The following is a 22,993-nucleotide window of genomic DNA, read 5'->3' on the forward strand; positions in this document are numbered from 1 at the left end:
TGGATTCACGGGCCTCCAGATAGTGGAGCGAGCCGGTCTGGGAGTGGAACGCCATCATCCTGGTTGAACAGTCCAGGCCGACGCCGCCGAGCTTGTCCTGACGCTGCGGCGGTTGAGGTTGCTGGGCAAGTCTTTAACTCGTGGTGTTCTGCGGGGTGGTGACATTTGGTAAATGCAGTACGGTCAACTTCCCGGCGTCATCGGTCAGTTCATGCGTCAGGCCCTGCTTCAGGTCCGTTCAGCGTGCGGCCGATCCCGTCGAGCGGGCATATTCGGTGGGCGTCTGGCCGTAGTGTTTCTTGAAGGCGCGGATGAAGTGGCTGCTGTCGACGAAGTGCCAGTGGGCGGCGAGTTCCGAGATGCTCCACCGGCCGGATGGCGATGTGAGGGCGAGCCGGGCTTCTTCCAGCCGCCGGTGGCGGATGTAGGCGGTCGCCGACTCTCCTACCGTGGCGAATGCCCGCTGCAGGGTGCGTACGGAGACGTTGAGCTCGCGTGCCAGCATCGTCGGGGATAGCTCGGGATGGGCGAGATGGCTGATGGCGAGGTCCTTCGCGGCCCGGGTGAGTGCGGGAGCCAGCTGTGGTTCCACGTCGTCGAAGCGGCGCACCGCCACGGCCTTGGCCAGTTCGATCAGGGTGCTGTGGGCGGCGTGCACACCGGCCGGGCCGAGGTCGGTGGCCGTCTGCTGGATCATGTTCGTGTGGGCCGTCAGCAGGCGCATCTCGGCCGAGTCCGCCGGCCCGATGACAGTCCGGTTCCCGAGCAGGGATCTGAGCGTCGCGGAGGGCAGGAAGAGGAACTGCGCCGTGGTGTGCGGCGCCGTCTCGAAGGGCATCTGCCGCCCGAAGTGTCGGAAAAGGAACTGCCCGGTCGATACGGTGTGCTCGTCGCGATCGGGCAGGCCGCCCAACTTCCATGCGCCGCGCCGCAATACGTGGATCTCCACCAGGTCCCGATCGCCGCCCGCGGGGTCCGCGATCCGGGTGGCCGACGCCATGTGGAGATCAGCGATCACCACATCGCGCACCCGGGCGACGGATCCCTTGAGCCGGAAGTCGGCGATCGTGGCCGGGCTGAAGGCCGGCAGGGGGAAGACATCGCCGATCTGCGTCTGCCATTTACGACGGAAGGCATCGAATCCTCGCGGTGCCGCTGGGACCCTGGAATCCACGGCGAACGCCCCAGGCGCCAGGTCGGTCACCGATCCAGTGCTGTTCATCTCCGGTGATCCACCTCGTGTCCGATGTTCCGACGCCTTCTTGTGGCGTACATGTTCTGTCCCGACGTCGCTGCGGTTCAAGTGCCTGCCGTGCCGAGTTCCTAATGCCGTGACCGCGAACGTTCACGGTGTCGGCGGCCATGCCGTCGGCCTGCCGGTGTGGCGGTGGGAGTTCAGCCGACCTCATTGCGGACGGCGGAGTCGAGGTCGGTGGCGGTCAGGCGGAAGGTGTCACCTGTCTCCGTCGCGTCCATGTGGAACGGCGCGTACCACTGGTAGTCCATCTCGGCCATCCCGCTCTGGTCGCCAGCGCCCGAGCCGCCGGAGTCAGATCCTTGATCACCGCCGCCCGAATCTTCCCTCGGTACTTGCTGCAGGGGCCTGCCGATCAATAACTCGTCGATCTTGGTGGGGATTACGGGAGGGTGGGGTCGTGCTCGGCGATCGCGGCGAGTTGTTGTGCCGTGGTCACGGTGAGGGCGCCGGCCGGGATCTTGTGCCCGAGCGCGGTGAGCACGGGGGTGACCTCCTGGAGGGTCGCGCCGATTCTGCTCTTGGCCAGGCTGGTCGCCTCGGCGAGAACGGCGTTCGTCATCGACCAGCGCCTCTTGAGGAGGAAGACGACAAGCTGGTCGGAGACGGAGAGCCGCCTGCCGCCGGCGCCGGGGCCGCCGTCGGGGCGTTTCCCGGGCAGGAAGATCGGCGGGTGCTCGGCACGCCAGGCTCGGTAGCGGACGGCGAGATCGTCAAAGGCAGCGGGCTCGAGTCCGGTGAGGCTGGGGTGCCGCAGCCAGGCGGGGAGCTTGTCCCCGGTGGGAAAGCGCCCGAACTCGGCGCTGGGCGGGGGCGGTTCGGGAGCCAGCGGTTCGGGGCGCAACGTGTAGTTCCACGTGCCGTGCCACTCGTGCGGCGTCAGGGGCAGGCGCTCCATGACGGTGTCGGGGACGGTGACGCCAGTGGGGTAGGCGCCGGGGTCGAGCTCGGCGTGGACGGACAGCCCGCTGCGTGTCGTGGTCGCTCCGATGGTGCTGACGACGACTTCGTGGCTGGTCAGGGGCCTGCCACGCCAGTTGATGCTGATCTGTGAGAACAGCCGGTGGTCTATTTTGTTCCACTTCGATGTTCCCGGTCAATGCCGTTGTTTGACTACTGAACTATCGTCGCCTGCAGTGTGATGGTCCTGGCGGGTACGTGGCGTGGTGGGGCTTTCGGTTTGTTCTTCGGCCGGTAGGAGTACAGCGAGTTGGGCCGTTTCAGGAAGCGGTCTGCCTCTCGCAGTCGGCGGGTGCCGCTGTCGAGTTTCCGGCGGACCTTCGCCGCCAGCGCGGTCAGGAACCTGCGGATCTTCGGCGGGGTGTCGGCGAGCTGGCGGACCACGCTGCGTCGGGTGTGCTTGAGGACCTTGACGAACGAGATGCGGTCCGGGTCGATGCCGTTGTTGTCGGCGAGTTGCATGATGATGCCGGTCAGGCAGTGGTGCACGACCAGGTGCGCCCACACTTCCTGGCTCACCAGCTGTGGGTCGGTGGATCGCAGAACTTCCTGCCGGCCCCGCTGGAAGGTCTTGATCTGCCGATAGGCCGATTCCACCTCCCATCTTTCGTGATACAAGACCGCCAACTCCCTTGCTGGGTAGGCGTCGTGGTCGAAGAGGTCGGTCAGTAGGCGGATCACTTCGCCCCCGTCGACGCGGTACTCGATCACGCGCACCAGCACACCGCCCGGATGGGCGCCCTTCTGCCCCGCGAGGTTCATGCGTGCCAGGTAGGTGCCGTCGGGCAGGTGTCGTACTGGGCTGCGTGCCACACACGAGCGGGCCCGCAGCAGGAGGTGGGCACCGGCGCCGGTGTAGGCCTTCCACAACTCCACCCCGGGGAACCCCCGGTCCATGATCACGAGCATCCCGGAGGCCGAGGCAGCCATTGCCACGGCTGGGTCGCGTTCACCGCTGTTGTAGCCGCCCACCCGGGCGTCGATGGAAGAGTGTGTGCCGGTCTCGGTCAGCGTCACGACTCTCACCTGCGGAAACCCGCCCGGTTTCCCGCTGGAGTCTTTCGGGCCGCCGAAGGCGAGTCGGTTGGCCTCGTTGTCCGGCACGTCCAGCAGGAACCCGTCGACCGCAGCGAGACGCATCCCCCGGTAGAAGGACCCGGCCAGCCCCGCAGGGGCCCGCGGACCGGCCAGACGGTGGAAGATCCGCTCGACAACCTCCGGTCCCAGGCGCTCCCGAGCCCGGGTGAAAGACGCCTTGTGCGGGATGTGCTCGCTCAACTCCTGTATTCCACCTACCAGTTGTTCTGCGACATCGTCGTAGGAGTCCTGGTGGAAGAGCGCAAGCGCGAGTGTGAAGTAGACCATGAACCCCGCCGGCAACGCTCCCGGCCGACGGTCCCGTTTGCGACACTCCGACAGGACCTCGTCCACCAACTCGGGCGTCACCCACTGTGTGATCAAGCCCAGCCGCACTCGCTCAGATACCCCGCTCCACGGATGCACACCCCGCATAACGGCGCGACGCTCAGTCCGTCACTACCAACTCAATGAACCTTCAAACAACGGCATTGTGTTCCCGGTGGAAAGTGACAGACAGTCACATCAAGGCCCGACTCATAGGTGAAATCGGCGAGTTCCTTCTTCCAGGCACGCACACGGTAGCCGTTGGAGCCTCCGGCGTCGGCGGTGACCAACAGGCGAGAAGCGTGCGGGTAGCGGCGGCGCCCCTCGCCGTTCCACCAGCGGCGCAAAGTGGCCACCGCGAAGGCAGAGGTGTCCCCGTCGCAGCCCACCGACACCCAGCCGGTATCCGCGCCGATGTCGTAGATCCCGTACGGCACCGCTTTCTGGGCACCCTTCTCGGGGAAGTCGTGCGCGCGGACCTGCACCGGCTGCCCGGCGCGATGCCACTCGCGTCCGATGACCGCGTAGTTGCCCAGCGTCTCCTTCTTCTTGGCATCCACGCTGATGACCGGCTGCCCGTCGGCAAGGTACGCCGTGACCTGGTCGTTGATGTAGCGGAACTGGGCGTCCCGGTCCGGATGCCGGGCCCCCTCGGTGGTCCTCGAGGTGCCCTGCAGGGAGAAGCCCTCCGCCTTCAACAGCGTGGCCACCGTGTCCGAAGCGACCCGGTGCCCCTGGCGCGTCAGCTCGGCCGCCAGATTCCGGGTGGACTTCACCGTCCACAGCAGCGGAGATTCCGGGTCGCCGCGCTGGTCCGGCTCGACCAGCGCCAGCAACGCGGGCACCAGCCCCGGATCGGCCTCCCTCAAGGGCTTCCGACCCGCGCCCGGTGCCCGGACCCGGCCAGCGGGCTCCTCCGCGTGCTCCAGCTCCCGCTTCCCGCGCGACACCGTGGACTCCGCCACCCCGGCCGCTCCGGCCACCATGCGGATCCCGCCGTGGCCCAGAACGCGGGCCGCGGCGCCCAGCGTCAGGCGCTGCTGGCGCTCATCGAGATGCGGCAGCAACAGCCCGAACGCATCCACCAGCTCTGCCTTCGTCCCCTCTGACACCCCCGCATCCTACGACCCAACAGCCCACGAAAACCTAAGAGTTATTGATCGGCAGGCCCCTGGCTCCGCGCCAATGATGTGGGCGATCTCCCCTACCCAGCCGTCCTCTGCGGTGACGAATCGTGTCGTGCACTTTGGGTCACCCCATGCGCACTCGTTCCCGGAGAAGACGAATAGTTGCCGCGCGACATCCGGCAGCGGCGTCCGCCGGTTCTTCTCCGTACCGTCTTTCCTCCGCGCCACGGTTGTTGCCCCCCTGCCGATTCCATCCTGGCGGGCGTCAGGTTACCCAGCACCGTTACGACAGACGTGCCAGGGCCACCGGTGCTGGGCCGTCGGCTTGTCCCGGTCACCGCCGCCAGACGTTGACCTTCTCCGTCGACAGCAGTGGCGCACCCTCCGGGCCCTTCACATAGGACGGGATCCACTGCGGGGAGTTCCGCAACTCATCGCTGTAGCGGTCCGACTTGTAAGTCCGCCAGTGCCCGGACACGACCCACGGTGGCCGGTTCCCTACTGCTGGTCGGATCATCCAGCGAGTCGTTCCCGGGCATACTCGCGCAGCTCGATCATCGGGCGCTCGGTCCGGTCGTTCAGGCGGCGGATGAGTGCGGAGGCGAGGTCGATGCAGCGAGTGGCGCCGGAGTCGAGGGCGGTGTCGAGAGCGGCGCGGGCATCGGCTGCGGTGGCGGAGGCGTCGCGGTTGTGGAGGGAGCCTTCGGCCCGGTAGGTCAGGAACACCGCTTTGGTACGGGAGCGGTGTGGATCGAGTTCGCTCAGTCCGGAGTCGATCGCGGTGCCGGCGCGGTCGGGGTCGCCGAGGTCGAGCCAGCAGCGTCCGGCATCGGCGTTGACGTCTGCCATCGACATCCAGGAGACCACGGGGGGTGTGTCATGCGGGTGCATCCGGTTCAGCTCAGTCTCGGCGGACGTCAGCGCGCGCTGGGTTCCTGTGCGGTCTTGGAGTACGGCGCAGGCACGTGCGCGGCGTACGTCGAGCAGGGACCGGGCGGCTGGCGTACGGGTACGGGAGCGGGCATGCTCCAGCACTTTGATCGCATCGGCGGGCCTGGACAGCCAGGTGGCCTGGTAAGCGAGATCAGATAATGCGACTGCGGCGAGATCGCGGTCACCGGCTTGGTGGGCGGCGTGGACGGCGGCCTGCCAGTGGCGTTGGGCATCGGCGTGCCGGTCGGCGTCGAAGCGCAGCCATGCGGCGCAGTGCGCGAGGTCGGCGGCTACGGCGTGGAGGCGGCGGCCTGTTGCCTGGGTGTAGCGGTCCTGGGTGATCATGTTGATCGCGGTGTCCAGGTGGGCGTCGATGAGACCAGGGACCTGTCGGTGCGGCCCGGCGGCAAGGGCGCGGAGCTCGCCGGAGCGCTGTTCCAGCCATGTCAGGAGTTCTTCGTCGATGTGTTGTCCGTCGAGGGCTTGGGACAGATGGCGGGGCTCGATGCGGGCCCAGTCGGCGGCGACGTCGATGAGGGTGCTGCTGCTGAGTACCAGGAAGGATCGTCGGTCCATGCGGGTGATCTGTACCTCTCTCAGGGCGGCCCAGCTTCCCGAGGGGCTGAACGGGGCGGGCTGTTCGAAGGCGGGCAGCCAGTCGGGCCATCTCAGATGCTCGATCGCGGCGGCCGGAACGTCGAGGAGGGCTGCCAGCAGCAACTGGCTCTCCTCGCTCGGTGTGGTGGCGCCGCTTTCCCAGAGCCAGATCCGGTTGCGGTCGATGCCGCTGCGCAGGCCGCGTCGTCGGGCCTGGTCACGGAGCAGGCGGGCGAGGTCGTTCATGGACCAGTGGTGAATGCGGCGCAGGTGCGCCAGCGGATGACAGTCCAGATCCATGTCGCCCCCTCGGATACCGATGCCGCTCGTCCACCATGCCGTACCCGGGCGGCGGTTGAGGAGGCTTCACCGGGTCCGGGCACACACCGGCCACACAGTCATCCCCTGGAGCGCGACAGACGGCCGGTGGTGTCCTCGAGGGCGTGACGCCGCGCATCGGTGTGGCGCCGTCGAGAAGGGCTGGTCCTCGCGTGAACACAAGGGATCGCTTCGCTGATCTGTCCGGCGCCACCGTCACGGTGACTGGGGGCTTCGGGCTGGTCGGAAGCCGCATCGTGCACCAGCTGCGTGCGCTGGGCGCCAAGCCGCTGGCCGTGGGCCGGCTGGATGCCTACGGCAGTTCCGTTTACTCCTCCGTGTTCGGCATCTCGCCCGGGGATGTGGACGTCGTCGCCGGCGACATCACCGACGCCGCGCTGATGAACGACCTGGTGTCGCGCAGTGATTACGTCATCCACGCCGCGGCGCTGGCCGACGTCGCGGAGTGCACCCGTAATCCGGCGGCTGCGCTGGAAGCCAATATCCGCGGTACCCAGACCGTGCTGGATGCCGCGGCCCGGCACAGCGGCACGCTGAAGAGGCTGGTCTTCGTCTCCTCGGCCAGCGTCTACGGCGTCGGCAACGGTTCGACAGACGCGGCGGCCCGGTTCAGCGAGGAGGATGCGCTGACGCCCGGGTCGGTCTACGCCAACACCAAACTGTGGGGCGAGCATCAGACTGCCCTGGCCCTGGGCGGCGCCGACGACTCATACGCGATCGTGCGGTACTTCTCCGTCTACGGGCAGCCGCAGGTGGTCAAGGAGAACAGCCACAGCTGGGTGGTGGCCTGGTTCGCCATGCGGGCCGCGCTCGGCCTGCCGCTGCACCTCAACGGCGGCGGCCACCAGGTTCGGGACTTCGTGCACGTCGACGACATCGCGCAGGCGACCCTGCTGTCGGCCGTGACCGAGCGCGCCCACCGTACGACGCTCAACGTCGGTACCGGCCGCGCCACCTCCATCCGGCAGGTCGCCGACCTGGTGCGCCGTCACCATCCCGGTGCGCCGGTCATCGAGACTCCGCGGCCGCAGGGTGATCCGCTCGGCGCCTGCGCCGACATCACCCGCATGGAGAAGGTGCTGGGTTGGGTTCCGCGGGTGGACATCGAGGACGGGGTGAGCCGCTACCTTCAGTGGCTGGAGCGGACCCCTCAGGCGATTCCGGCGTGGCTGCACGCCGAGGCCCGGACTACTGCGTGAGGGATTCAGATCACCGGGGGGCGGCCGAGGCGGGTCAGCCGGAACACGGTGCGCCAGTGCATTGGCTTCCGGCGCCCGCACTCGGTGCGCCAGCCCTCGGCGAAACCGCCGAACCAGGCCCGCAGCCCGGCAAGGCTGCGGGTGCGGGCCAGCGTCATAGCCACCCACACGCCCAGGTAGACCGGCACCAGCACCGCGGGCAGGTGCCGGCGTGCCAGGTAGACCCGGTTGCGGGCATTGACCTGGTAGAAGAACGCGTGCCGGGCCGGGGAGGTGCGCGGGTGCTGGAGCAGCAGCCGCGGCTCGTAGCGCACCCGCCAGCCGGCGTCGATCGCCCGCCAGGCCATGTCGGTCTCCTCGTGCGCGAAGAAGAAGGCGTCCGGCCAGTAGCCGACCTGCTCCAGCATCGTCGTGGACAGGACGTGAGCCCCGCCGAGGAAGCCGGTCACCTCCCCGCTGTGCATCGGATCACCGGCCCGCAGCCGGGGCACGTGGCGGCGCTGGGTCACTCCGGTCTCGTCCGCGATACGGAAGCCGACGATTCCCAGCTGCGGGTCCGCCTCGTACAGGGCGTGGATGGTGGCGAAGACGTCGTCGGCAACCAGCAGGCCGTCGTCGTCCAGGTCCAGCACCAGGTCCATGTCCCGCAGGTGTTCCAGGGCGGCGTTGCGGCCGCCGGTCACCCCCAGGTTCTCCTCCAGCTGCACCGTCTCGACCCACGGCGGCAGATCGGGCATCGCGCACCCGTTGGCCACCACCACGGTGCGCGCCGCCGAAGTGGTCTGCGCATGGACCGAGGCCAGCAGCTCCGCCAGCTCCTTGGGCCGGGTGCCCATCGTCAGGATCGCCACGCCCAGCTTCACGCCTTTTCGTACCCATCTGTGTGAAGGACGCCATGACCGATACCACTGAGCCCGGCCGCGCCTGCCTGCATGAACTTGCCTCTCAGCGCCGGCTGCCCGCTCACCAGCCGATGGATCAGATGACGCTCGGGTGGATTAGGGACAACCGTCCGGCAAATTTTGATGCCGCGCCCAGCTTCCCACGCCCGGGACTCATGCTCGTACCCGCCAGATCGTGGTTCGCGACCGCACGCCAGGCCGATGCCAACCACGGCGTCCGCCACAACGCCCGCGTCAGCCTGCTCGCCGTACTCCTGGCCCAGGAGTACGGGCTCGAGGGCGACGACGTCGCGGCCCTCTGCGCCGCCGGCGCCGTCCACGACTGCCGGCGGCGCGATGACCGCACGGATCCCGGTCACGGACAACGGGCAGCGTCGTGGTTCCTCCGCCACACCGTCATGGTCACCCGCGCGATGGGCCGCGAGGTCCCGGTGGCCGCACTGCACCGGGCGGCGCAGGCGATCGCCCTGCATGACGTGCCCTACGACCACTTCACCGCGCGCCAGGAGCGCGCCTACCGACGCGCCCCGCACCTCGTCGACGTCCTCAAGGCGGCCGACTGCCTGGACCGCTACCGCCTGCCGCTTCGCCGGTGGTGGCCGGACCTGGCCCGGCTGCGCATTCCGGTGCCCCACTGGCTGCCCCCGGCCGCCTTCGCCCTCGTCGTGCGCAGCGAGCAGGCCGCCCTTGCCGGAACCGCCCACCCACACGCCCTCGCCGACGCCCGCCGCTTCCTCACCCCCGGCCAGTAGGAGACCTTCCGTGGACACCGACCTCGACGACGCCCACACCGACTACACCCACCCCCGCACCCGCCCCGTGGCGACCGGGTGCGCCGAGAACGAGGACGACTGGCGCCGCCGACTGCAGCACGACACCCCCGGCGGCCATCTCCTCGCCCACAACGCCATGACCCAAGCGCTCACCAGCGGCCGCCCCATCCATCTGATGCACACCACGAACGCACTGGACGCCATCCGTGCCAGCGGCCAGCTCTACGGCTCCTCCGGATGCCTGCTCGCCGCGCTGTACTGCGCACCGCTGACCGAGACCCCCGCCGGCCTGCGCCCGCACAACCTCGGCGCCTACCTCCTGCAGACCAAGCCGCACACCCAAACCCTGATGATCGAGATCACGCCCAACGCCCCGGCACCGGCCAAGGGCATCGAATACCTGCGGCTCGGCCCCCTCCACCTACGCACCTACCTGAACCACCGCAGCTTCCTCACCGAGGCCGAGGACCATCGACTACGCGAAAGAGCGCTGCATCAGATCCGCAAGGCCGCCCCTTTCCTGGACGCAGTCCTGGCCAACGCCACCGGACGCCGGACTGAGCCGGGCCCGTTCGTGGACCAGCTCGCCGCCGCCGTCCGGGACTTGCCGTTCCTTGGCTACGTGTACTTCGAGGTGCTGTCGGAGTACCTGATGCTCCACTCCACCAGCACCGAGACGAAGGCGTTCGCGGAGTTTGGCGAGATGAACAACCACCTCTACAAACGCCTGGCGTTCTCCGCCGTCAACGGCATGGACAAACTGTTCGACCTGTCCCGCTTCCACCCCGACCACCAGCGCCTGCACGACCTCATCGCCGACATCGAGCCCCCGCTCGCCCCCGCCGCAGCGCAGTACACCCGCGACCGCCTCTCCCACCTGCTCACCGCTCTGGCCCTCGACCCCGGCCAGGACGCGACCACCTTCACCTTCCAGGGCCAGGACTTCGACAGCCTTGCCCACAGTGCGCCGTCCCTGCTGGGACAGACGCTCTTCCGCGAGATGCGCATTCTTCAGCGCTATCCGCAGCTCTACTTCGCCTTCGAGCAGACCAAGGCCCTTCGGGCCTGGAACTACTGGAACCATCACCAGATCGCGACGCCGTTCAACGGGTTCCTCCCCAAGGGCGAGATCGGGGTCAACCCCGCCTACCCCGCCGACTGCACGGTGTGGCTGGCAGAGACCTGCGAACGGGGCCTGCTCCACCCGGTCGACAAACTCAACGTTGCCTTTGTGCCCCGCATGGCGGACCTGGGCATGACCGCCATGCGCCGGGACGCCACCGGCAAGGCCGCCGGGCATCCGGCCGCTGCCTGAACCGATCGACCGGCGCCATCACCAGGCCCGCCCACCTCGCTGGACTGCTCTGGCGCATCAGGGACTGTAAGAAGAACGGCCCCGTCTCTCATTCGGTGGTGACGGAGGGTGCCGATATCCGAGGAGGATGCGGTGGCGAAGAAGGGTGAAGCCTGCTCGTCCGTGCATCTGGCGCGCGATCCGCTTGGTCTTGGTGTTGACGCCCTCGGTCGGACCGTTGCTGTAGGGGAGTGTGAGCGCGGCGATCACGGCGTCGAGGTCCCGAGTGAAGGCATGCAGATGAGGCAGGTCGACTCCGCGGACCTTCGTGATCCAGCGTGTGAGCGCGTCGGTATTTCCGGCGCGAGGCGTCAGGAGCTGAGCGAAGTCCCCAATGCTGGAGGACAGTTGGGTCATCTCGGGGCAGGCGACGGTGCGTCGTGTCAGGAGCTGGTGATGCTCGGTCTTGAGGTTGTCGGGCCTGGTGAGGAGCATCCGGGCGATCTGCGCGCGGAGATGTAGCTGCGGTCGGCATCCGCGCGGCCTTGGTTGATGTATTTGTGCAGGAGGTTGAGACAGCCCATGAAGCCGAGAGCCTGGATCTCTTCGAAGAGGTGCTGGACGGGGACGGCGGGGTCCTCGGTCCGGCGTTTGCGCAGGTGCTCGCGGTAGGGATCGACAAGGCTGGCACGGTACTTGGGGACGCGGAGCATCCGCTCGGGCCGATCTGCACGGGCATCGCGTTTGACGGTGTTCAACGCCAGTTGCAGACGGCGGGCACATTCGAGCAGCCCCACGCCCTGGTCAAGCAAGCCGTGGACCTGGTGCCAGCGTTCCAGGGTGGTCTGTGCGCGGGGCCCGTCGTACAGGGGTGCGTCCAGCACGGTGGCCCAGCAGTTGCTGTGCGCCTTCACCTCGCTCAGCGCGGCTTCGCACAGGTTGTGCCACAGATGCCAGCGGTCACCGACCTGCACCGCGTCGGGCAGGGCGCGGCGGATGGCCTCGGCGTAGGTTGCGGAGCCGTCACGGCACACGACCTCGACGCTCGGATGCTCACGCAGCCACGCCTCCAGGGTGTCGGCCGTGCGGTGGGGCAGCACGTCGACCCGCTCATGGGTCTCGGCGTCGATCACCACCGTGGCATAGCGGTGACGCCGGCGCAGAGCGAAGTCGTCGACGCCGATCACGCGGGGCACCCGTCCGGTGAGCAGCGGGATGCGCAGCAGGGCGCGCAGGGAGCCGTCTACGCTGCCGCTCCCTGTGGTGCCGGCGAAGCCGACGACCACCAGGGCGAAGGTGGCCAGGACACTCATCTCCCGCCGCGCGCCGGCGGCGTCTAATCCCCGGTGTCGTTCCCCATAGGGAGGCCGGCGCGGGGGGTGACCGCTGGGACGTGTGCCCCGGGCGGCCATCCGGAGGCGCAGCAGGTCGGCAAACTAGACGAAGGTGGGGCATCGGGAAACACTCCTGCCACCGTTGAGTGCAGCGGGCCGCAGCACGACACAATGTGCCGCGGCCTGCTGCCGTGGGGAACCAACCGCGCCTGCCATGCCGGCCGTGTGCAGGGTGAGGCCCCATGCCTCGTAGGCGTCGGCCACCGCGTCACGGGTGAGGTCCTGGGCATACCAGGTGGCCGGCCACGTCCAGGTCATCTGCTGGCGGATGGCGGGCAGGTCACCCGTGAGCGCGGGGCGCGTCATCATCGCTGGTGCCTCCCCTGCCGGTGTCGCGGGCGTGGCCGGAGAGGGTGACCGCTGCCAGCACTTCGGTGGACTGCTGGTGCGCGAGGACTTCGAGCCGGTCGGCGAGAGCCTCGACGAGTGCGAGCCCGCGGCCGTGCTCGTCGTCAGGGAGGGTCTCGGTGCGGACGGTGGGCAGCCCGGACAGTCCCCGGTCCGTGACGGAGACAACCGCCTCGTCTTCGGTGACCGACACCCGTACGTCCACCGTGTCGTGATCGACGTGTGCCAGTGCATTGGTCGCGAACTCACTGACGGCAAGCGCCAGAACCTCGACGACGGACTCGGGGACGTTCCACTCACGCAGGAAGTCGCGGACGTAGGCACGGGCGCGCCTGGGCGTATCGCGGCTGTAACTGCGACCAGGAAGCGTCACGGTCGCACAGCGCAGGCTCGGGCTGGCATCGGCCAAACAGGGCCGAGGCACGGGACGCAGCGCGGGCCGGGTCCACGGCGCGAAGATCGGCGGCCCGATCAAGGGCGTCGGCGGCTTGTCGTCGGTCATAAGCGCCCCTCTTCTGGGTGGGGGTGCACGGCACCGAGCAAGGGCGCCGCGAGCTGGGCGAGAGCGACGGTGACGGCCTCACACAAGGCGTCCGGATCTGTGGACACCGCGGCAGTGGGGCCGGTGGGTGAGATCCACGCTCGGGACGGGCCGGGGAGGCGGGCGCCGGACACGCACCGCGTACCGGGCAGATCGGGCCACGTGGCTGCGGTGCCAGCGGGTACGACCATCTCCACGGCACTGCGGGCGCGATTGTCGAGCACCGGCCCGAGCGGGGTGCCCCATTCATCGAGGACGATCAGGACGTGATGGCCGAGACGACGCCTGATCCGTAGAACCTCATCAGCAGCGAGCCGCGCGGTCACTGTGTCCCCCCGGTGTTGCGGCAGTGCCTGCACGTCTTGACCCACCAAGCCAGACGGCCCCGGCCGCTGCCGGTATGCGCGATGCCGTTGTCTTGGAGGTCCTCAGTGCCGCTGCATCGAGCGCACCGACTCCCCCGGACTCGCTGCCTTTCATCAGGCGTCATCTGTAACGGATCGATCTGCCGCGCGCGTACGTCAGCGGCCGCGGGACGGGTAACCGGCTGGCTCGCTGCCGTGCCGGGAGTTGTCGCGGACATGAGTCCTCACCTCTAGGTAATGACTGGTGAAGAGCACCAGCCGGAAGATCACCATGCGCTCACGCATGGGTACTCGTCGTGCTGCCCAGATGCAGCATGGCAGAGCAAAGGCGCCAGTGGAACTGCTCTGGCAGAATTCTGTTGAGAGAAATCTGTTCGCAACTTGCCTTCAGCAGAAGTGAGTTGACGATGATTTGGAAACGTTCGCTTCTGACGCGGAAGATGCGTTGCCACCGGCGAACGTTCGCGGCGAGACTGAAGCCATGCAAGGGGAGGACAATCGGATGAACGAGGCCATCGAGTCAGCGACACCGGCACTGTGCCGTCTGCAGCTCGGCAGCGAACTTCGCCGGCTCCGAACAGAGGCCAACCTCAAGGCGGCCGAGGTCGTCCGGGAGCTGGCCTGGGCCGGGTCGAAACTGACCCGCCTGGAGACGGCGGACAACGGCATCGTCGAGCCTGCCGACGTGATGGCCTTGTGCCAGATCTACGAGGCTTCCACCGAGACGACCGCGATCCTCAAGGGCTACGCGACGGTCACCAAGACCAAGCGGGACTGGTGGCAGTCCCCCGAGTACCGCGACGTCATCTACCCCGGGCTGAAGGCGTACCTCAGCCTGGAAGCCACCGCCTCCGCAATGAACACCTACGCCTCGGAGTTCGTGCCGGGCCTGCTGCAGACCGAGGAGTACATCCGCACGATCCACGCCGACGACCGTCTCACCCAGGACGACATCGACCGGGTCGTAAAGGTACGGGTCACCCGCCAGGAGATCCTGCACCGCACCGATGCGTCACCCAAGTTGTCGGTCGTCCTCAACGAGGCCGTCCTGCGACGTGCGGTCGGCGGCGACAAGGTGATGGGCAATCAACTCGCGCACATCGCCGAGCTCGCCACATCACTGCCCAATGTGAAGGTCCAGGTCATCCCCTTCTCGGCAGGCCACCACCCGGCCATGAACGGACCGTTCACATCGCTTCGGTTCCGCCACCCGATCCTCAAGCCCATCGTCTACCTGGAGAACCTCGCCAACGCCGGTGTGTCACGGCGCGAAGACGACGTGGACAAGTACGAGGAAACCTTCCGGGACCTGCAGGTGCTGGCACCGGCCATCCCGGAGTCACTGGAAATGATCAAGAATGCAAGCAAGGAGTTCCGCAGGTGACGTACAACGCAGCTGACGACCGAGCTTGGGTCACGTCGAGCTACAGCAACGACCAGGGCGGCGAGTGCGTCGAAGTCCGTCTCACCCCGCGTGTCGGGGTCCGCGACTCCAAGAACTCCGGCGGCCCGGCCATCTTCATGAACGGAGAGGCCTGGCACTCCTTCCTGAGCCTCGTGACCCGTCGCCAGGCCTAAGCTCCCGCGTCGCCTCCCAAGCGGCACCTGATTGATCAACGGGACGCCCCCTGTTCCGGGCAGAGGCAAGGGGACCATCTACGCGGTGGTCCCCTTCTTCATGTGAGAACGCTGGCAGGGCGGGCCCGGCGTTCGAGCGGCGCGCGAGGAAGAAGGAGGAGAGCCTCTCTTGGTGAACAAGAGAGGTATCGGCATCGGCGCGCAGTACCCTGTGCCGCCCCGAACTGCGAAGACGCCCGCACGGTGTATCAGGGATGGGCTGCCATTGGGCAACACCTGTAGGGCAACCCGCCACCGAGAACTGCCGCCGCGGTCGGTGACGCCGATCGACGCAGACAAGCCTGCGCCGTGAGGCGTGGATGATGATGTCGACCGGTACCGAAGGGACGTCCGCGCACCAGGTCGAGGGCGTCCTGCACTCAGGACTCATAGCTTGCTCCTCGTCTCCACGGCTGTGGGGACCTCCCTGGGCCCGAGGGCGAGCCTGGCCCGCGGCAGCCGAACGATCACGACGCCGAGCCGGGAGAGTCCGATCGATCAGTAAATCGGGCTGGACGTGATGGGCGGATGGGCCAATGCGCTTGGCCTGAGCCTGTGGCTGCTTGGTTACCACTGGGATCGTCATTCCTCCGTGACCCCGGGGGCGTCACACGGTGAGTGCTGCGGTGAGGGCCGACGGCCATCATCCGCTTCGGTGGCTGCGGTGCGGCAGCTGCCTCAGCCGATGTGAGGAGACGTGACCATGGTCCCGCCGCCGCCTCTCCTCCGCGAGCGGATGATGGGCAGGGGGGATGGATCGCCTCCTGGGTGATCCCGCTGCTGCCCAACACCATGGAAGAGCTTCAGATTTGGGTGGTCAGCGTCGCTGTTGCCGTCGGAGTCATGGGTGGGCTCGGCTCGCGCAGGCTCGCGACGCAGGGGAAGAAGCAACGGCCTGGGTTCGACGGTGCAGCTGACGTACAGCTTGAGGGGCTGGGTGTTGTGATCGGCGGACTGGGGCGTTTCGTCGCCGGTCAGCCACTGTGGGGCGAGCCCAGGAGCGACGCGACGTTTCTGCGCCGGGGCGTCCTCCTGGACCGCGGGCCGCTGAGTGACGCCGGCGCCATGGGTGGAGGAGCCGACGTCGCGGACGGAGCCACGTCCGCCGTCGAACAGTCCGACGTCGGCGAAGCAACCCCGGGCGGGGCGACCCGGCTGGGATTCTGGCACCAATGGCCGGGAGTGGCGCGCTCTGTCGTGCGCCTGGGTGCGGTGGCCGCCGGAATCGGCCTGTTGCGTGCCCCCGTCGAGACGCTCGTCGGTCTCGCGATGGTCGTGCCCCTCGTGCTCGTTCTGGTGAAGGTGATGGGTGGCCGGAGTGCCGACCGGACCGATGGCCAGATCTACAGCCCGGGCTGTGGGCCGCACTGATCCAGGTCCTGCGCCTGTCCGCTGAGGATCAGCAGCGCGGCGAGCGCTACTGGTTGGACCTCTCCGACGACCTGCACAGTGACGAGGCACGCATCGTCATCCGGCTGCCGCTGCAGTAGCTCGGGCACGAGAAGGAACGCGCAGCGCTGGCCCTCGCCATCGCCACCCGCATCCCCGGTGAATGAAAGGGCGCCTACTTCCAGCGTGGCCGGTGCCACTACGCCCAGTTCACGCCGAAGCCGGCGCCGAAGCCTCGGCCACAGCTGTCGGACTCGGTGCCGTGGAAGTCGACGGGCAACCCGTTCAAGGTGTTCGTCGGGCAGGCCATCGAGGGTGACCAGGTCGTCGACGTGGTGGTGTCCACCGAATCAGACACCCCTCACTGGGGCGTTGCCGGGGACACCGGCGCGGGCAAGAGCACGGTCCTCTACATCCCCGTGGTACACGGGCGCCTGAACGGCTGGGTCGTGAACATCCTCGACAACAAGGAAAACTCGATGATCGAGGCGGAAGGGCACAGTGGCGTACGGGTCCACAAGACGACCCGCGCCTGCATGGGCGCCATCGCCGAGTTCATGACGTCGGTGATCGCGGCGGAGAAGGCCAACGGCCTGGACGGAGACCCGCAGCTGAGGCAGCTGCTGGTGCCCCGGCTCCTCGTCATCGACGAACTGCCGACCCTCATCCGGTTCGCCTACACCTGGTGGAAGTTCGGGATCCGGCAGAAGGGCACGCCGCCGTTCATCGACTGGTTCACCATCATCTTGATGATGGGGCGCTCTTCGGGGCACCACGTCGTCGTCGGCGCCCAGCAGTTCGACAACGCGCTGTTCGGCGGCACGATCGGCCGGAAGCAGATCGGCACGAAGATCACCATTGGTAAGCAGGACATGGCGAGTTGGGGCGTGGCCTTCGGGCAGAACGCGCCGCGCTTCGGATACGACACGGACGTCAAGGGCCGCGGGGCGTACGCCGACAAGAAGACCGACCCAGACGGCGGCGACTTCGCCTGGGTGCGCGAGTTCCAAGCCGCCCACATCACCCAGCACGTCAAGGAACTGCTCGCCGAGGCACCCCAGGCACCGGAGTGGTTCGACTGTGGAGAGATCGCTCCTTGGATCGCCCCACCAGGTGCACGAGATCGACCTCACGGAATACGAAGGCTGATCCACTCGCGGACAACTTCCTTACGCAGAAGGTAACTTGGCCTCACGTCCAGCAACGGGGGTCAGGCATGTCCACGGCGGGAACCGCCACCATCGAGATCATCCGGGCCGGCGAGGCCCACCTCCAGAGCATCGTCGAACTCGCCGCGGACCGGCGGCTCGACGTCACCGATCCGCAGCGGGCCGGACGCGACGGATTCCTGGTGTCGAACTACACCCTGGCCGACTACCGGGCGCGGCTCACCACGGCCGAGCACTTCTGGGTAGCCGTCAAGGGCACCGAGGTGCTCGGCTATCTGATGGCGTACAGCGACGAGCAGATCGAGCCCGACGAATGGCTGAACCACCGGATCAAGTCGACGCTCGGCGCGTTCCTCGTCATCAAGCAGATCTGCGTCTCGCGCCGGGCCGCCCGCAGCGGGGTGGCGTCCCGCCTGTACCACCACGTGCTGGAGCAGTGGTCGACCAGTCCGGTGATCGCGGCCGTCGTCAGCGAGCCGTACAACGAGGCGTCCACCCTCTTCCACCGCAAGCTCGGCTTCGAGGAGCTGACCCGGCTCACGCCGCCCGACGGCAAGCAGCGGATGGTCTGGGTGTGGCGCAAGCCGCGCGAGGCGATGCTGCAGGCCCAGTACGCGGTGGCCATCGACCTCTACAAGCACGAGGACACCACCAACTGGCACAAGCTGAACAACTTCTTCTACATCACCGCGGGCCTGGCGGCGGCGCTCGGCTTCACCCTGGGCAAGGAGGGCGAGCCGACCCGGTCCATGGAGGAGATCTCGCAGAGCCTCGCGATGGTCATCTGCGTCATCGGGCTCGGCTCCGCGCTCGCTTTCTCGCAGATGCTGCGTTACGGCCGCCGCTACCTCGGTGCCCGTAAGCGGGCCGCGATGGAGCTGGAGGAGTACATGGCCTGGCACGGCGGGCAGCGGATAGTGGGCCGCGAGACCCAGGCCGACGGCAACGCCTGGCTCAAGCAGTCGCCGACCGGACTCATCATGATGCTGCTTCCGGTCCTTGTCGCCCTGTGCTGGGCGGCGATGATCGGCATACTGATCGTGAACTGAGAAGTGGGGCGGCACCCAAGGTGCCGCACCACAACTACGGTGCTTCAGACGTCACTTGACGTTGACCGCGGCCCACGCCCGGTCGACCGCCTTGTACTCCGCCGAGTCGGCGCCATACAGGCCGGACGCCGCACTCAGCGCGCCCTTGCGGGCGCCGGCGTAGTCCGTGTTCGTCGTGAAGTACGACGTCACGGCCTTGAACCAGATCTTCTCGGCCTTGTCGCGGCCGATGCCCGCGGCCGGCTGACCGTCGGCGGTCGGGGAGTCGTACGAGACTCCGTTGATCTCCTTCTTCCCGCTGCCCTCCGACAGCAGGTAGAAGAAGTGGTTCGCGATGCCCGACGAGTAGTGCACGTCGACGTTGCCCGCGCCGCTCTTCCAGAGGTACCGGGCCGCGAGCTGCTCTGTGGTGGGGTAAGCCGGGGGTACCACCACCACAAGCGAGTCACTGATCGTCTGGTGCTCAGCCACCCCGGCACCGGCCGGCTCCAGTAGCGGCACCGTCGCCTCCCCCACCCGTGACAAGCGCCGGCGCCAGTTGTCGCGCGCCAGGTAGCCACGGTGGTAGCACCACCACAGCAGCCCGCCCACGGCGGCTGTCGCGGCCAGCGGGTTGCGCACGGCGAGGACCACCAGGTGGTGAGCACCCGCGCCGAACAGCCGGAGTGCCAGCTCGATGAGTACCAGCGCGTTCGCAGCGGCGGCCTCCAAGCCGGCCAGACGCAGCAGGCCCTGTGCGACGGGGATCCATTCGACTGAGAACGATGGCACGGCGGGCCCGGCGTTCGAGCGGCGCGCGAGGAAGAAGGAGGAGAGCCTCTCTTGGTGAACAAGAGAGGTATCGGCATCGGCGCGCAGTACCCCGTGACGCCCCGACCTGCGAAAACGCCCGCACGGTGCATCAGGGGTGGGCTGCCATTGGGCAACTTGGAAAGCAACTTGGAAGGCAACCTAGAAAGCAAGCTGAAAAGCCACCTGTAGGGCAACCCGCCACCGCGGTCGGTGACGCCGATCGAGGCAGACAAGACTGCGCCGTGAGGGCGTGGATGGTGATGTCGACCGGCATCGGAACGGGCAGCTCGTCGCCGGCCACCTCGTTCACCACCGTCTTGACCGCCATCACCTTCAGCGCGGTCTCCAGCAGTGGCCGGGCGTCGCGGGTGACGTAGAACTCGACGATCAGCGGGCCGTCGCTTGTACGCGGACGACTGTGCCCCTTCACACCGCTACGCGGTGCGTGGGGCCTCACGGCCCGGTGCGCCGCCCCCGGCCGGTACCCGGCGCCATGGCGTTCGCCCATCGCGTCGGAGCCGTCTGAACTGCCGTCCCGTTACAGGCGCCCCGCTTCGGCGAGAGCCGTGCCGCTCAGCGCCTCATGGGAGAGCTCGGAGTTCGACTGTAGGTGCGCAGCAGCGCGCCCGCGGCAGCCCGTGCAGCGGGGACGTGTGCTTGTACGCGCCGAGTGGAACCGGGTCGGCAACGTGTTCTGCACCCGGCACCGTTCCACTGGGGTGGAACGGTGTGAGCTGCGGTTTTCCAGCGTGGGTCACTGTTTGGGGCATAGCTGACTGTGCTGCGGAACGCGCGTGGCTGCGTCCGTTGCCCGGGGTGGAACGGCTCCGGCTGCAGCGGTAAAGCGCACTCCGTTCCACCCTCAAGCACGGCTCCAGTCAGTGCCCCGTGCGGGGCGCCCGTTTCGCCTGTTCGGGTGGAGGTGGGACACGCCGTCGACCGGCCGCGCTTCACTGCGGTCTCGCGCCCTCGGGCCATAGGGCGCGGACGGAGGCTGGCCTCACCGCTGAGGCCGGAGCGTACCGACCGCGTGCCCGGCCTCCCCGCCCTGTCCGTCTGCGCTCCCTGACTGCGCATCGCCTGGATCGTGGCACGTGCCCCGCACCCGACGGGTCGGGCGGCTGTGAGAGGGGAGCGTCGGGTGCCTTGCGGGGCGCGGGTCACTGCGTTTCGGGGTGGGTCACTCTTTGGGCAAGCGCCTGACCTGCGCATTCGGGTGGTTGGGGTATTCGGCGGGGCAGTGGTGCTGAGGAGAGTCCACGACACGCACTTGAAAAGGGGTCGTGTCGTGGGAGCTACGCAGCGGGTTTTCGTGGGACTGGATGTGGAGTGGGCGCTGGTGTGCGCCGACCCGGCGAACGGCGCCCTCGTGCGTGGCTGGATCGAGGAGGCCGGCGTCGCTGCGGCCGGGGAGGTGTCGCAGGAGCTGCGCAAGCTCGTCGCCTGCCTCGCTGTTCGGCGCGACGTCGCGTTCAGCGATCGGTGGCTCATCACTCTGCTCGATCGCGCCGCAGGTGAGGGACAGGAAGCGCAGCTGGCCGCGCGCGTCATCGTGCAGGCGATGGTGCCGGGCATGGTGCGCCTGACGCAGTCGCTGCTCACCCCGCGGCGCGACTTTGACGACGTGGCGCAGGTGGTGGTCGGCTGCCTGTACGTCGTCGCGCGGACCTTCCCGCTGCGCCGTCGGGCGAAGGTCGCCGCGAACGTGATGTTGGAGACGCTGCACCTCGCGACCCGGGAGCTCGGCTCGGACGAGGCGCGCGAGCTTCGTCTCGATGATCTGTGGGACGTTGCGGCCTCCGACGACGATGTCGCCGACCGGGTCGCGCAGGGCCTGCTGATCGAGCGGGGCCAGGCCCAACAGGTCGCCGGCACGGCGGAATTGGATGGCGCCGAGGGCGAGCTAGTGGCGCTGCTGGCGTGGGGCGTCGATCACGGGTCTCTGCCACTGCAGCAGGCCCGCTCGGTCGTGAGCGTGGTCCATGAGGAAGCCGAGCGCACAGGTGCGGCGACGCCGGCCGCACGCAAGCGCCGCTCGCGGGCGGTCAGCTTGCTACGGCCGGTGGCGGCCGAGTGGGTGCGCGCCGCATGACGCGAAGCGTGGAAATTGGTGCACCCCTGGCGGTCACGTTTTGCAGGGTGCGGCTCCTTGGGGATGTGTACGGCGGCGAAGGGCCCGCCGAACACCCCGACTTGAGGGAGGAACCGTGGCGATGACGCACACGGTGCACACGGCAACGGCGTCGGCCGAGCAGGCGGATCTGGACCTGCTCGCCGCGGCACGGCGCCGGGTCAAGCAACTGGTTGGTCTGCTGGAGACGCTGCCGTTCACCGAGCACACCGCGCGGATCGCGCGCGAGTACCTGCACGAGGCAGACCCGGCCCGCGAGGCGTTCGACCGCTTCGCGCAGCTGGACCCAGCCGAGCAGCAGCGGCAGCTGCGCGTGTGGCAGGGGGCGACGTCGTAAAGCGCCGCAGCCGGAAGGAGCGCACCCGCCACGAGATCGTCGACGTCGCCGACCAGGAGCTGGACGAGCAGAGCGGTTGGTGGACGTCGCCGTCGACCGGGTCGGTCGCGGTGGCGACCAACGTCGTGCGGCGCCTGGCCTGGGCCCTGCTGATCTCCGGCCCGCTGCTGGGCGGTTGGGCGATCGTGTCGCAGCCGGCCGCGGACGCTCACCCCGCCCCTGCCGTGCAGTCCTCCACCGGCGACACGACGGGCCCCGGCGGGTTCGCGGAGATGTACGTCGCCGCGTTCCTGCGCGCCGGCGAAGGAACGCAGGGCGAACTCGCCGCCTTCTACCCGCGGGCCGAGGACCTGGAACTGGGCGGCAAGCCCGACGCGGTGCAGGTCGGCCAGATCGCCGCGGTGCGCGTGCAGGAGGTGGCGCCGGGACGGTACTGGTCGGTGACGGTCGCCGCCCGGGTCCTGGAGCCCGCGGCCAAGAACACGGCGAACTCCACCGCGAGTGAGCAGCCGCTGATCCGCATGCGGTTCTTCCAGGTGCCCGTCGAGGCGGACCGGGACGGCGGCCCGCTGGCCGCGCTCGCGCTGCCCGCCGAGATCTCCGCCCCCACCGGCAGCGCGCCGAAGGCGGAGCTCGCGTACGGCACGCCGCTGCCGGCCCACGTCTCCGACCCTGCCGTGGACACGCTGTCCGCCTTCTTCGCCGCCTACCTGTCCAGCAGCGGGGAGTTGGGGCGCTACGTCTCACCCGGCACCCACCTCTCGCCGGTCAGACCCGCCCCGTACCGGTCGGCAACCGTCACGCAGGTCGCGGTCGAGGCCGCTTTCCAGGACAGCGACGGCGACGGACGGATCGGTGCCCCGGCGGGCCGTGAGCGGCTGCGCCTGGTGGTCGCCATCAAGGCCGCCCGCCCCGACGGCATCGCGCGGCCGCTGTCGTACGCGCTCACCCTGGCCGGCCGCGATGGCCGATGGGAGGTCGCCGCCCTGGACCCGACCCCGAAAGTCACCCTCCCCGACCTGCCCTCAACGTCGACGGCCTCGCCGTCCACCTCCCCTGCTCAGTAAGGAGAAGCCCT

General features: G+C 68.4%; 18 protein-coding genes and 4 pseudogenes. 11 read left to right on the top strand and 11 right to left on the bottom strand.

The features are described 5' to 3' along the window. Nucleotides 1–238: 238 nt before the first annotated feature. The 6 genes and pseudogenes from ACY0PA_RS00410 to ACY0PA_RS00435 all read right to left on the bottom strand — a co-directional run bounded on the left by ACY0PA_RS00410 (nucleotide 239) and on the right by ACY0PA_RS00435 (nucleotide 6,576). Nucleotides 239–1,204, bottom strand: a complete 966-nt coding sequence (locus ACY0PA_RS00410) for a helix-turn-helix domain-containing protein (protein ID WP_473082787.1) — start codon at nucleotides 1,202–1,204, stop codon at nucleotides 239–241. Nucleotides 1,205–1,637: 433 nt separating this feature from the next. Then, nucleotides 1,638–2,351, bottom strand: a pseudogene (locus ACY0PA_RS00415) (ISAzo13-like element transposase-related protein); the annotation flags it as partial. Nucleotides 2,352–2,368: 17 nt separating this feature from the next. Further along, a complete protein-coding gene (locus tag ACY0PA_RS00420; RefSeq protein WP_473079566.1) occupies nucleotides 2,369–3,727 on the bottom strand; it encodes an IS4 family transposase in 1,359 nt (452 codons plus the stop codon). Nucleotides 3,728–3,786: 59 nt separating this feature from the next. Beyond that, nucleotides 3,787–4,704 (bottom strand): annotated as a pseudogene (locus ACY0PA_RS00425) (ISAzo13 family transposase); the annotation flags it as partial. A 376-nt stretch (nucleotides 4,705–5,080) separates the two neighbouring features. Further along, nucleotides 5,081–5,263 carry a hypothetical protein gene (locus ACY0PA_RS00430; protein WP_473082788.1) on the bottom strand — a complete coding sequence of 61 codons (183 nt, stop codon included), beginning with the start codon at nucleotides 5,261–5,263 and terminating at the stop codon, nucleotides 5,081–5,083. After that, nucleotides 5,260–6,576, bottom strand: a complete 1,317-nt coding sequence (locus ACY0PA_RS00435; protein WP_473082789.1) for a hypothetical protein — start codon at nucleotides 6,574–6,576, stop codon at nucleotides 5,260–5,262. Before ACY0PA_RS00435 ends, ACY0PA_RS00430 begins: the two co-directional genes overlap by 4 nt. Nucleotides 6,577–6,719: 143 nt before the next feature. On the opposite strand from ACY0PA_RS00435, the gene ACY0PA_RS00440 reads away from it, so the two are divergent. Continuing rightward, nucleotides 6,720–7,814, top strand: a complete 1,095-nt coding sequence (locus ACY0PA_RS00440; protein WP_473082790.1) for an NAD-dependent epimerase/dehydratase family protein — start codon at nucleotides 6,720–6,722, stop codon at nucleotides 7,812–7,814. Between the two features lie 5 nt (nucleotides 7,815–7,819). Here ACY0PA_RS00440 and ACY0PA_RS00445 read toward each other — a convergent pair whose 3' ends face one another. Then, complete coding sequence (locus ACY0PA_RS00445; RefSeq protein ID WP_473086196.1) at nucleotides 7,820–8,650, bottom strand: glycosyltransferase family 2 protein; 831 nt, start codon at nucleotides 8,648–8,650, stop codon at nucleotides 7,820–7,822. A 221-nt stretch (nucleotides 8,651–8,871) separates the two neighbouring features. On the opposite strand from ACY0PA_RS00445, the gene ACY0PA_RS00450 reads away from it, so the two are divergent. After that, nucleotides 8,872–9,468, top strand: coding sequence for a hypothetical protein (locus tag ACY0PA_RS00450; RefSeq protein WP_473082791.1), 597 nt, complete (start codon nucleotides 8,872–8,874; stop codon nucleotides 9,466–9,468). Between the two features lie 10 nt (nucleotides 9,469–9,478). Then, nucleotides 9,479–10,804: a hypothetical protein gene (locus ACY0PA_RS00455; protein WP_473082792.1), complete on the top strand. Its 1,326-nt coding sequence runs from the start codon at nucleotides 9,479–9,481 to the stop codon at nucleotides 10,802–10,804. A 117-nt stretch (nucleotides 10,805–10,921) separates the two neighbouring features. Here ACY0PA_RS00455 and ACY0PA_RS00460 read toward each other — a convergent pair. The 3 genes and pseudogenes from ACY0PA_RS00460 to ACY0PA_RS00470 form a co-directional block, all read right to left on the bottom strand. After that, nucleotides 10,922–12,018 (bottom strand): annotated as a pseudogene (locus tag ACY0PA_RS00460) (ISL3 family transposase); the annotation flags it as partial. Between the two features lie 201 nt (nucleotides 12,019–12,219). After that, the gene (locus ACY0PA_RS00465) at nucleotides 12,220–12,486 is read right to left on the bottom strand and encodes a hypothetical protein (RefSeq protein ID WP_473082793.1); all 267 of its coding nucleotides are present in this window, start codon (nucleotides 12,484–12,486) and stop codon (nucleotides 12,220–12,222) included. Beyond that, nucleotides 12,458–12,898, bottom strand: coding sequence for an ATP-binding protein (locus ACY0PA_RS00470; protein ID WP_473082794.1), 441 nt, complete (start codon nucleotides 12,896–12,898; stop codon nucleotides 12,458–12,460). Before ACY0PA_RS00470 ends, ACY0PA_RS00465 begins: the two co-directional genes overlap by 29 nt. 1,035 nt (nucleotides 12,899–13,933) lie before the next feature. On the opposite strand from ACY0PA_RS00470, the gene ACY0PA_RS00475 reads away from it, so the two are divergent. The 5 genes from ACY0PA_RS00475 (at nucleotide 13,934) to ACY0PA_RS00495 (ending at nucleotide 18,655) form a co-directional block, all read left to right on the top strand. After that, nucleotides 13,934–14,815, top strand: a complete 882-nt coding sequence (locus ACY0PA_RS00475) for a helix-turn-helix domain-containing protein (RefSeq protein ID WP_473082795.1) — start codon at nucleotides 13,934–13,936, stop codon at nucleotides 14,813–14,815. After that, complete coding sequence (locus tag ACY0PA_RS00480; RefSeq protein WP_384267789.1) at nucleotides 14,812–15,009, top strand: DUF397 domain-containing protein; 198 nt, start codon at nucleotides 14,812–14,814, stop codon at nucleotides 15,007–15,009. Before ACY0PA_RS00475 ends, ACY0PA_RS00480 begins: the two co-directional genes overlap by 4 nt. 807 nt (nucleotides 15,010–15,816) lie before the next feature. Continuing rightward, nucleotides 15,817–16,419 carry a hypothetical protein gene (locus ACY0PA_RS00485; protein WP_473082796.1) on the top strand — a complete coding sequence of 201 codons (603 nt, stop codon included), beginning with the start codon at nucleotides 15,817–15,819 and terminating at the stop codon, nucleotides 16,417–16,419. A gap of 275 nt (nucleotides 16,420–16,694) precedes the next feature. Then, on the top strand, nucleotides 16,695–17,621 hold the full coding sequence (locus ACY0PA_RS00490) for a type IV secretory system conjugative DNA transfer family protein (protein WP_473082797.1): 927 nt from the start codon (nucleotides 16,695–16,697) through the stop codon (nucleotides 17,619–17,621). A gap of 32 nt (nucleotides 17,622–17,653) precedes the next feature. Next, nucleotides 17,654–18,655 (top strand): GNAT family N-acetyltransferase, encoded by a 1,002-nt coding sequence (locus ACY0PA_RS00495; RefSeq protein ID WP_398378793.1) that lies wholly within the window; start codon nucleotides 17,654–17,656, stop codon nucleotides 18,653–18,655. A 51-nt stretch (nucleotides 18,656–18,706) separates the two neighbouring features. Here ACY0PA_RS00495 and ACY0PA_RS00500 read toward each other — a convergent pair. Next, nucleotides 18,707–19,036: pseudogene (locus tag ACY0PA_RS00500) on the bottom strand (M4 family metallopeptidase); the annotation flags it as partial. A gap of 1,699 nt (nucleotides 19,037–20,735) precedes the next feature. On the opposite strand from ACY0PA_RS00500, the gene ACY0PA_RS00505 reads away from it, so the two are divergent. The 3 genes from ACY0PA_RS00505 (at nucleotide 20,736) to ACY0PA_RS00515 (ending at nucleotide 22,982) form a co-directional block, all read left to right on the top strand. Then, the gene (locus ACY0PA_RS00505) at nucleotides 20,736–21,539 is read left to right on the top strand and encodes a hypothetical protein (protein WP_473082798.1); all 804 of its coding nucleotides are present in this window, start codon (nucleotides 20,736–20,738) and stop codon (nucleotides 21,537–21,539) included. 121 nt (nucleotides 21,540–21,660) lie between these two features. Next, entirely contained in the window at nucleotides 21,661–21,915 is a 255-nt protein-coding gene (locus ACY0PA_RS00510) for a hypothetical protein (RefSeq protein ID WP_473082799.1), read from the top strand. Further along, the gene (locus ACY0PA_RS00515; RefSeq protein WP_473082800.1) at nucleotides 21,894–22,982 is read left to right on the top strand and encodes a conjugal transfer protein; all 1,089 of its coding nucleotides are present in this window, start codon (nucleotides 21,894–21,896) and stop codon (nucleotides 22,980–22,982) included. Before ACY0PA_RS00510 ends, ACY0PA_RS00515 begins: the two co-directional genes overlap by 22 nt. Nucleotides 22,983–22,993 lie beyond the last annotated feature (11 nt).

It is taken from the genome of Streptomyces sp. DS1-CR2, assembly GCF_055760475.1.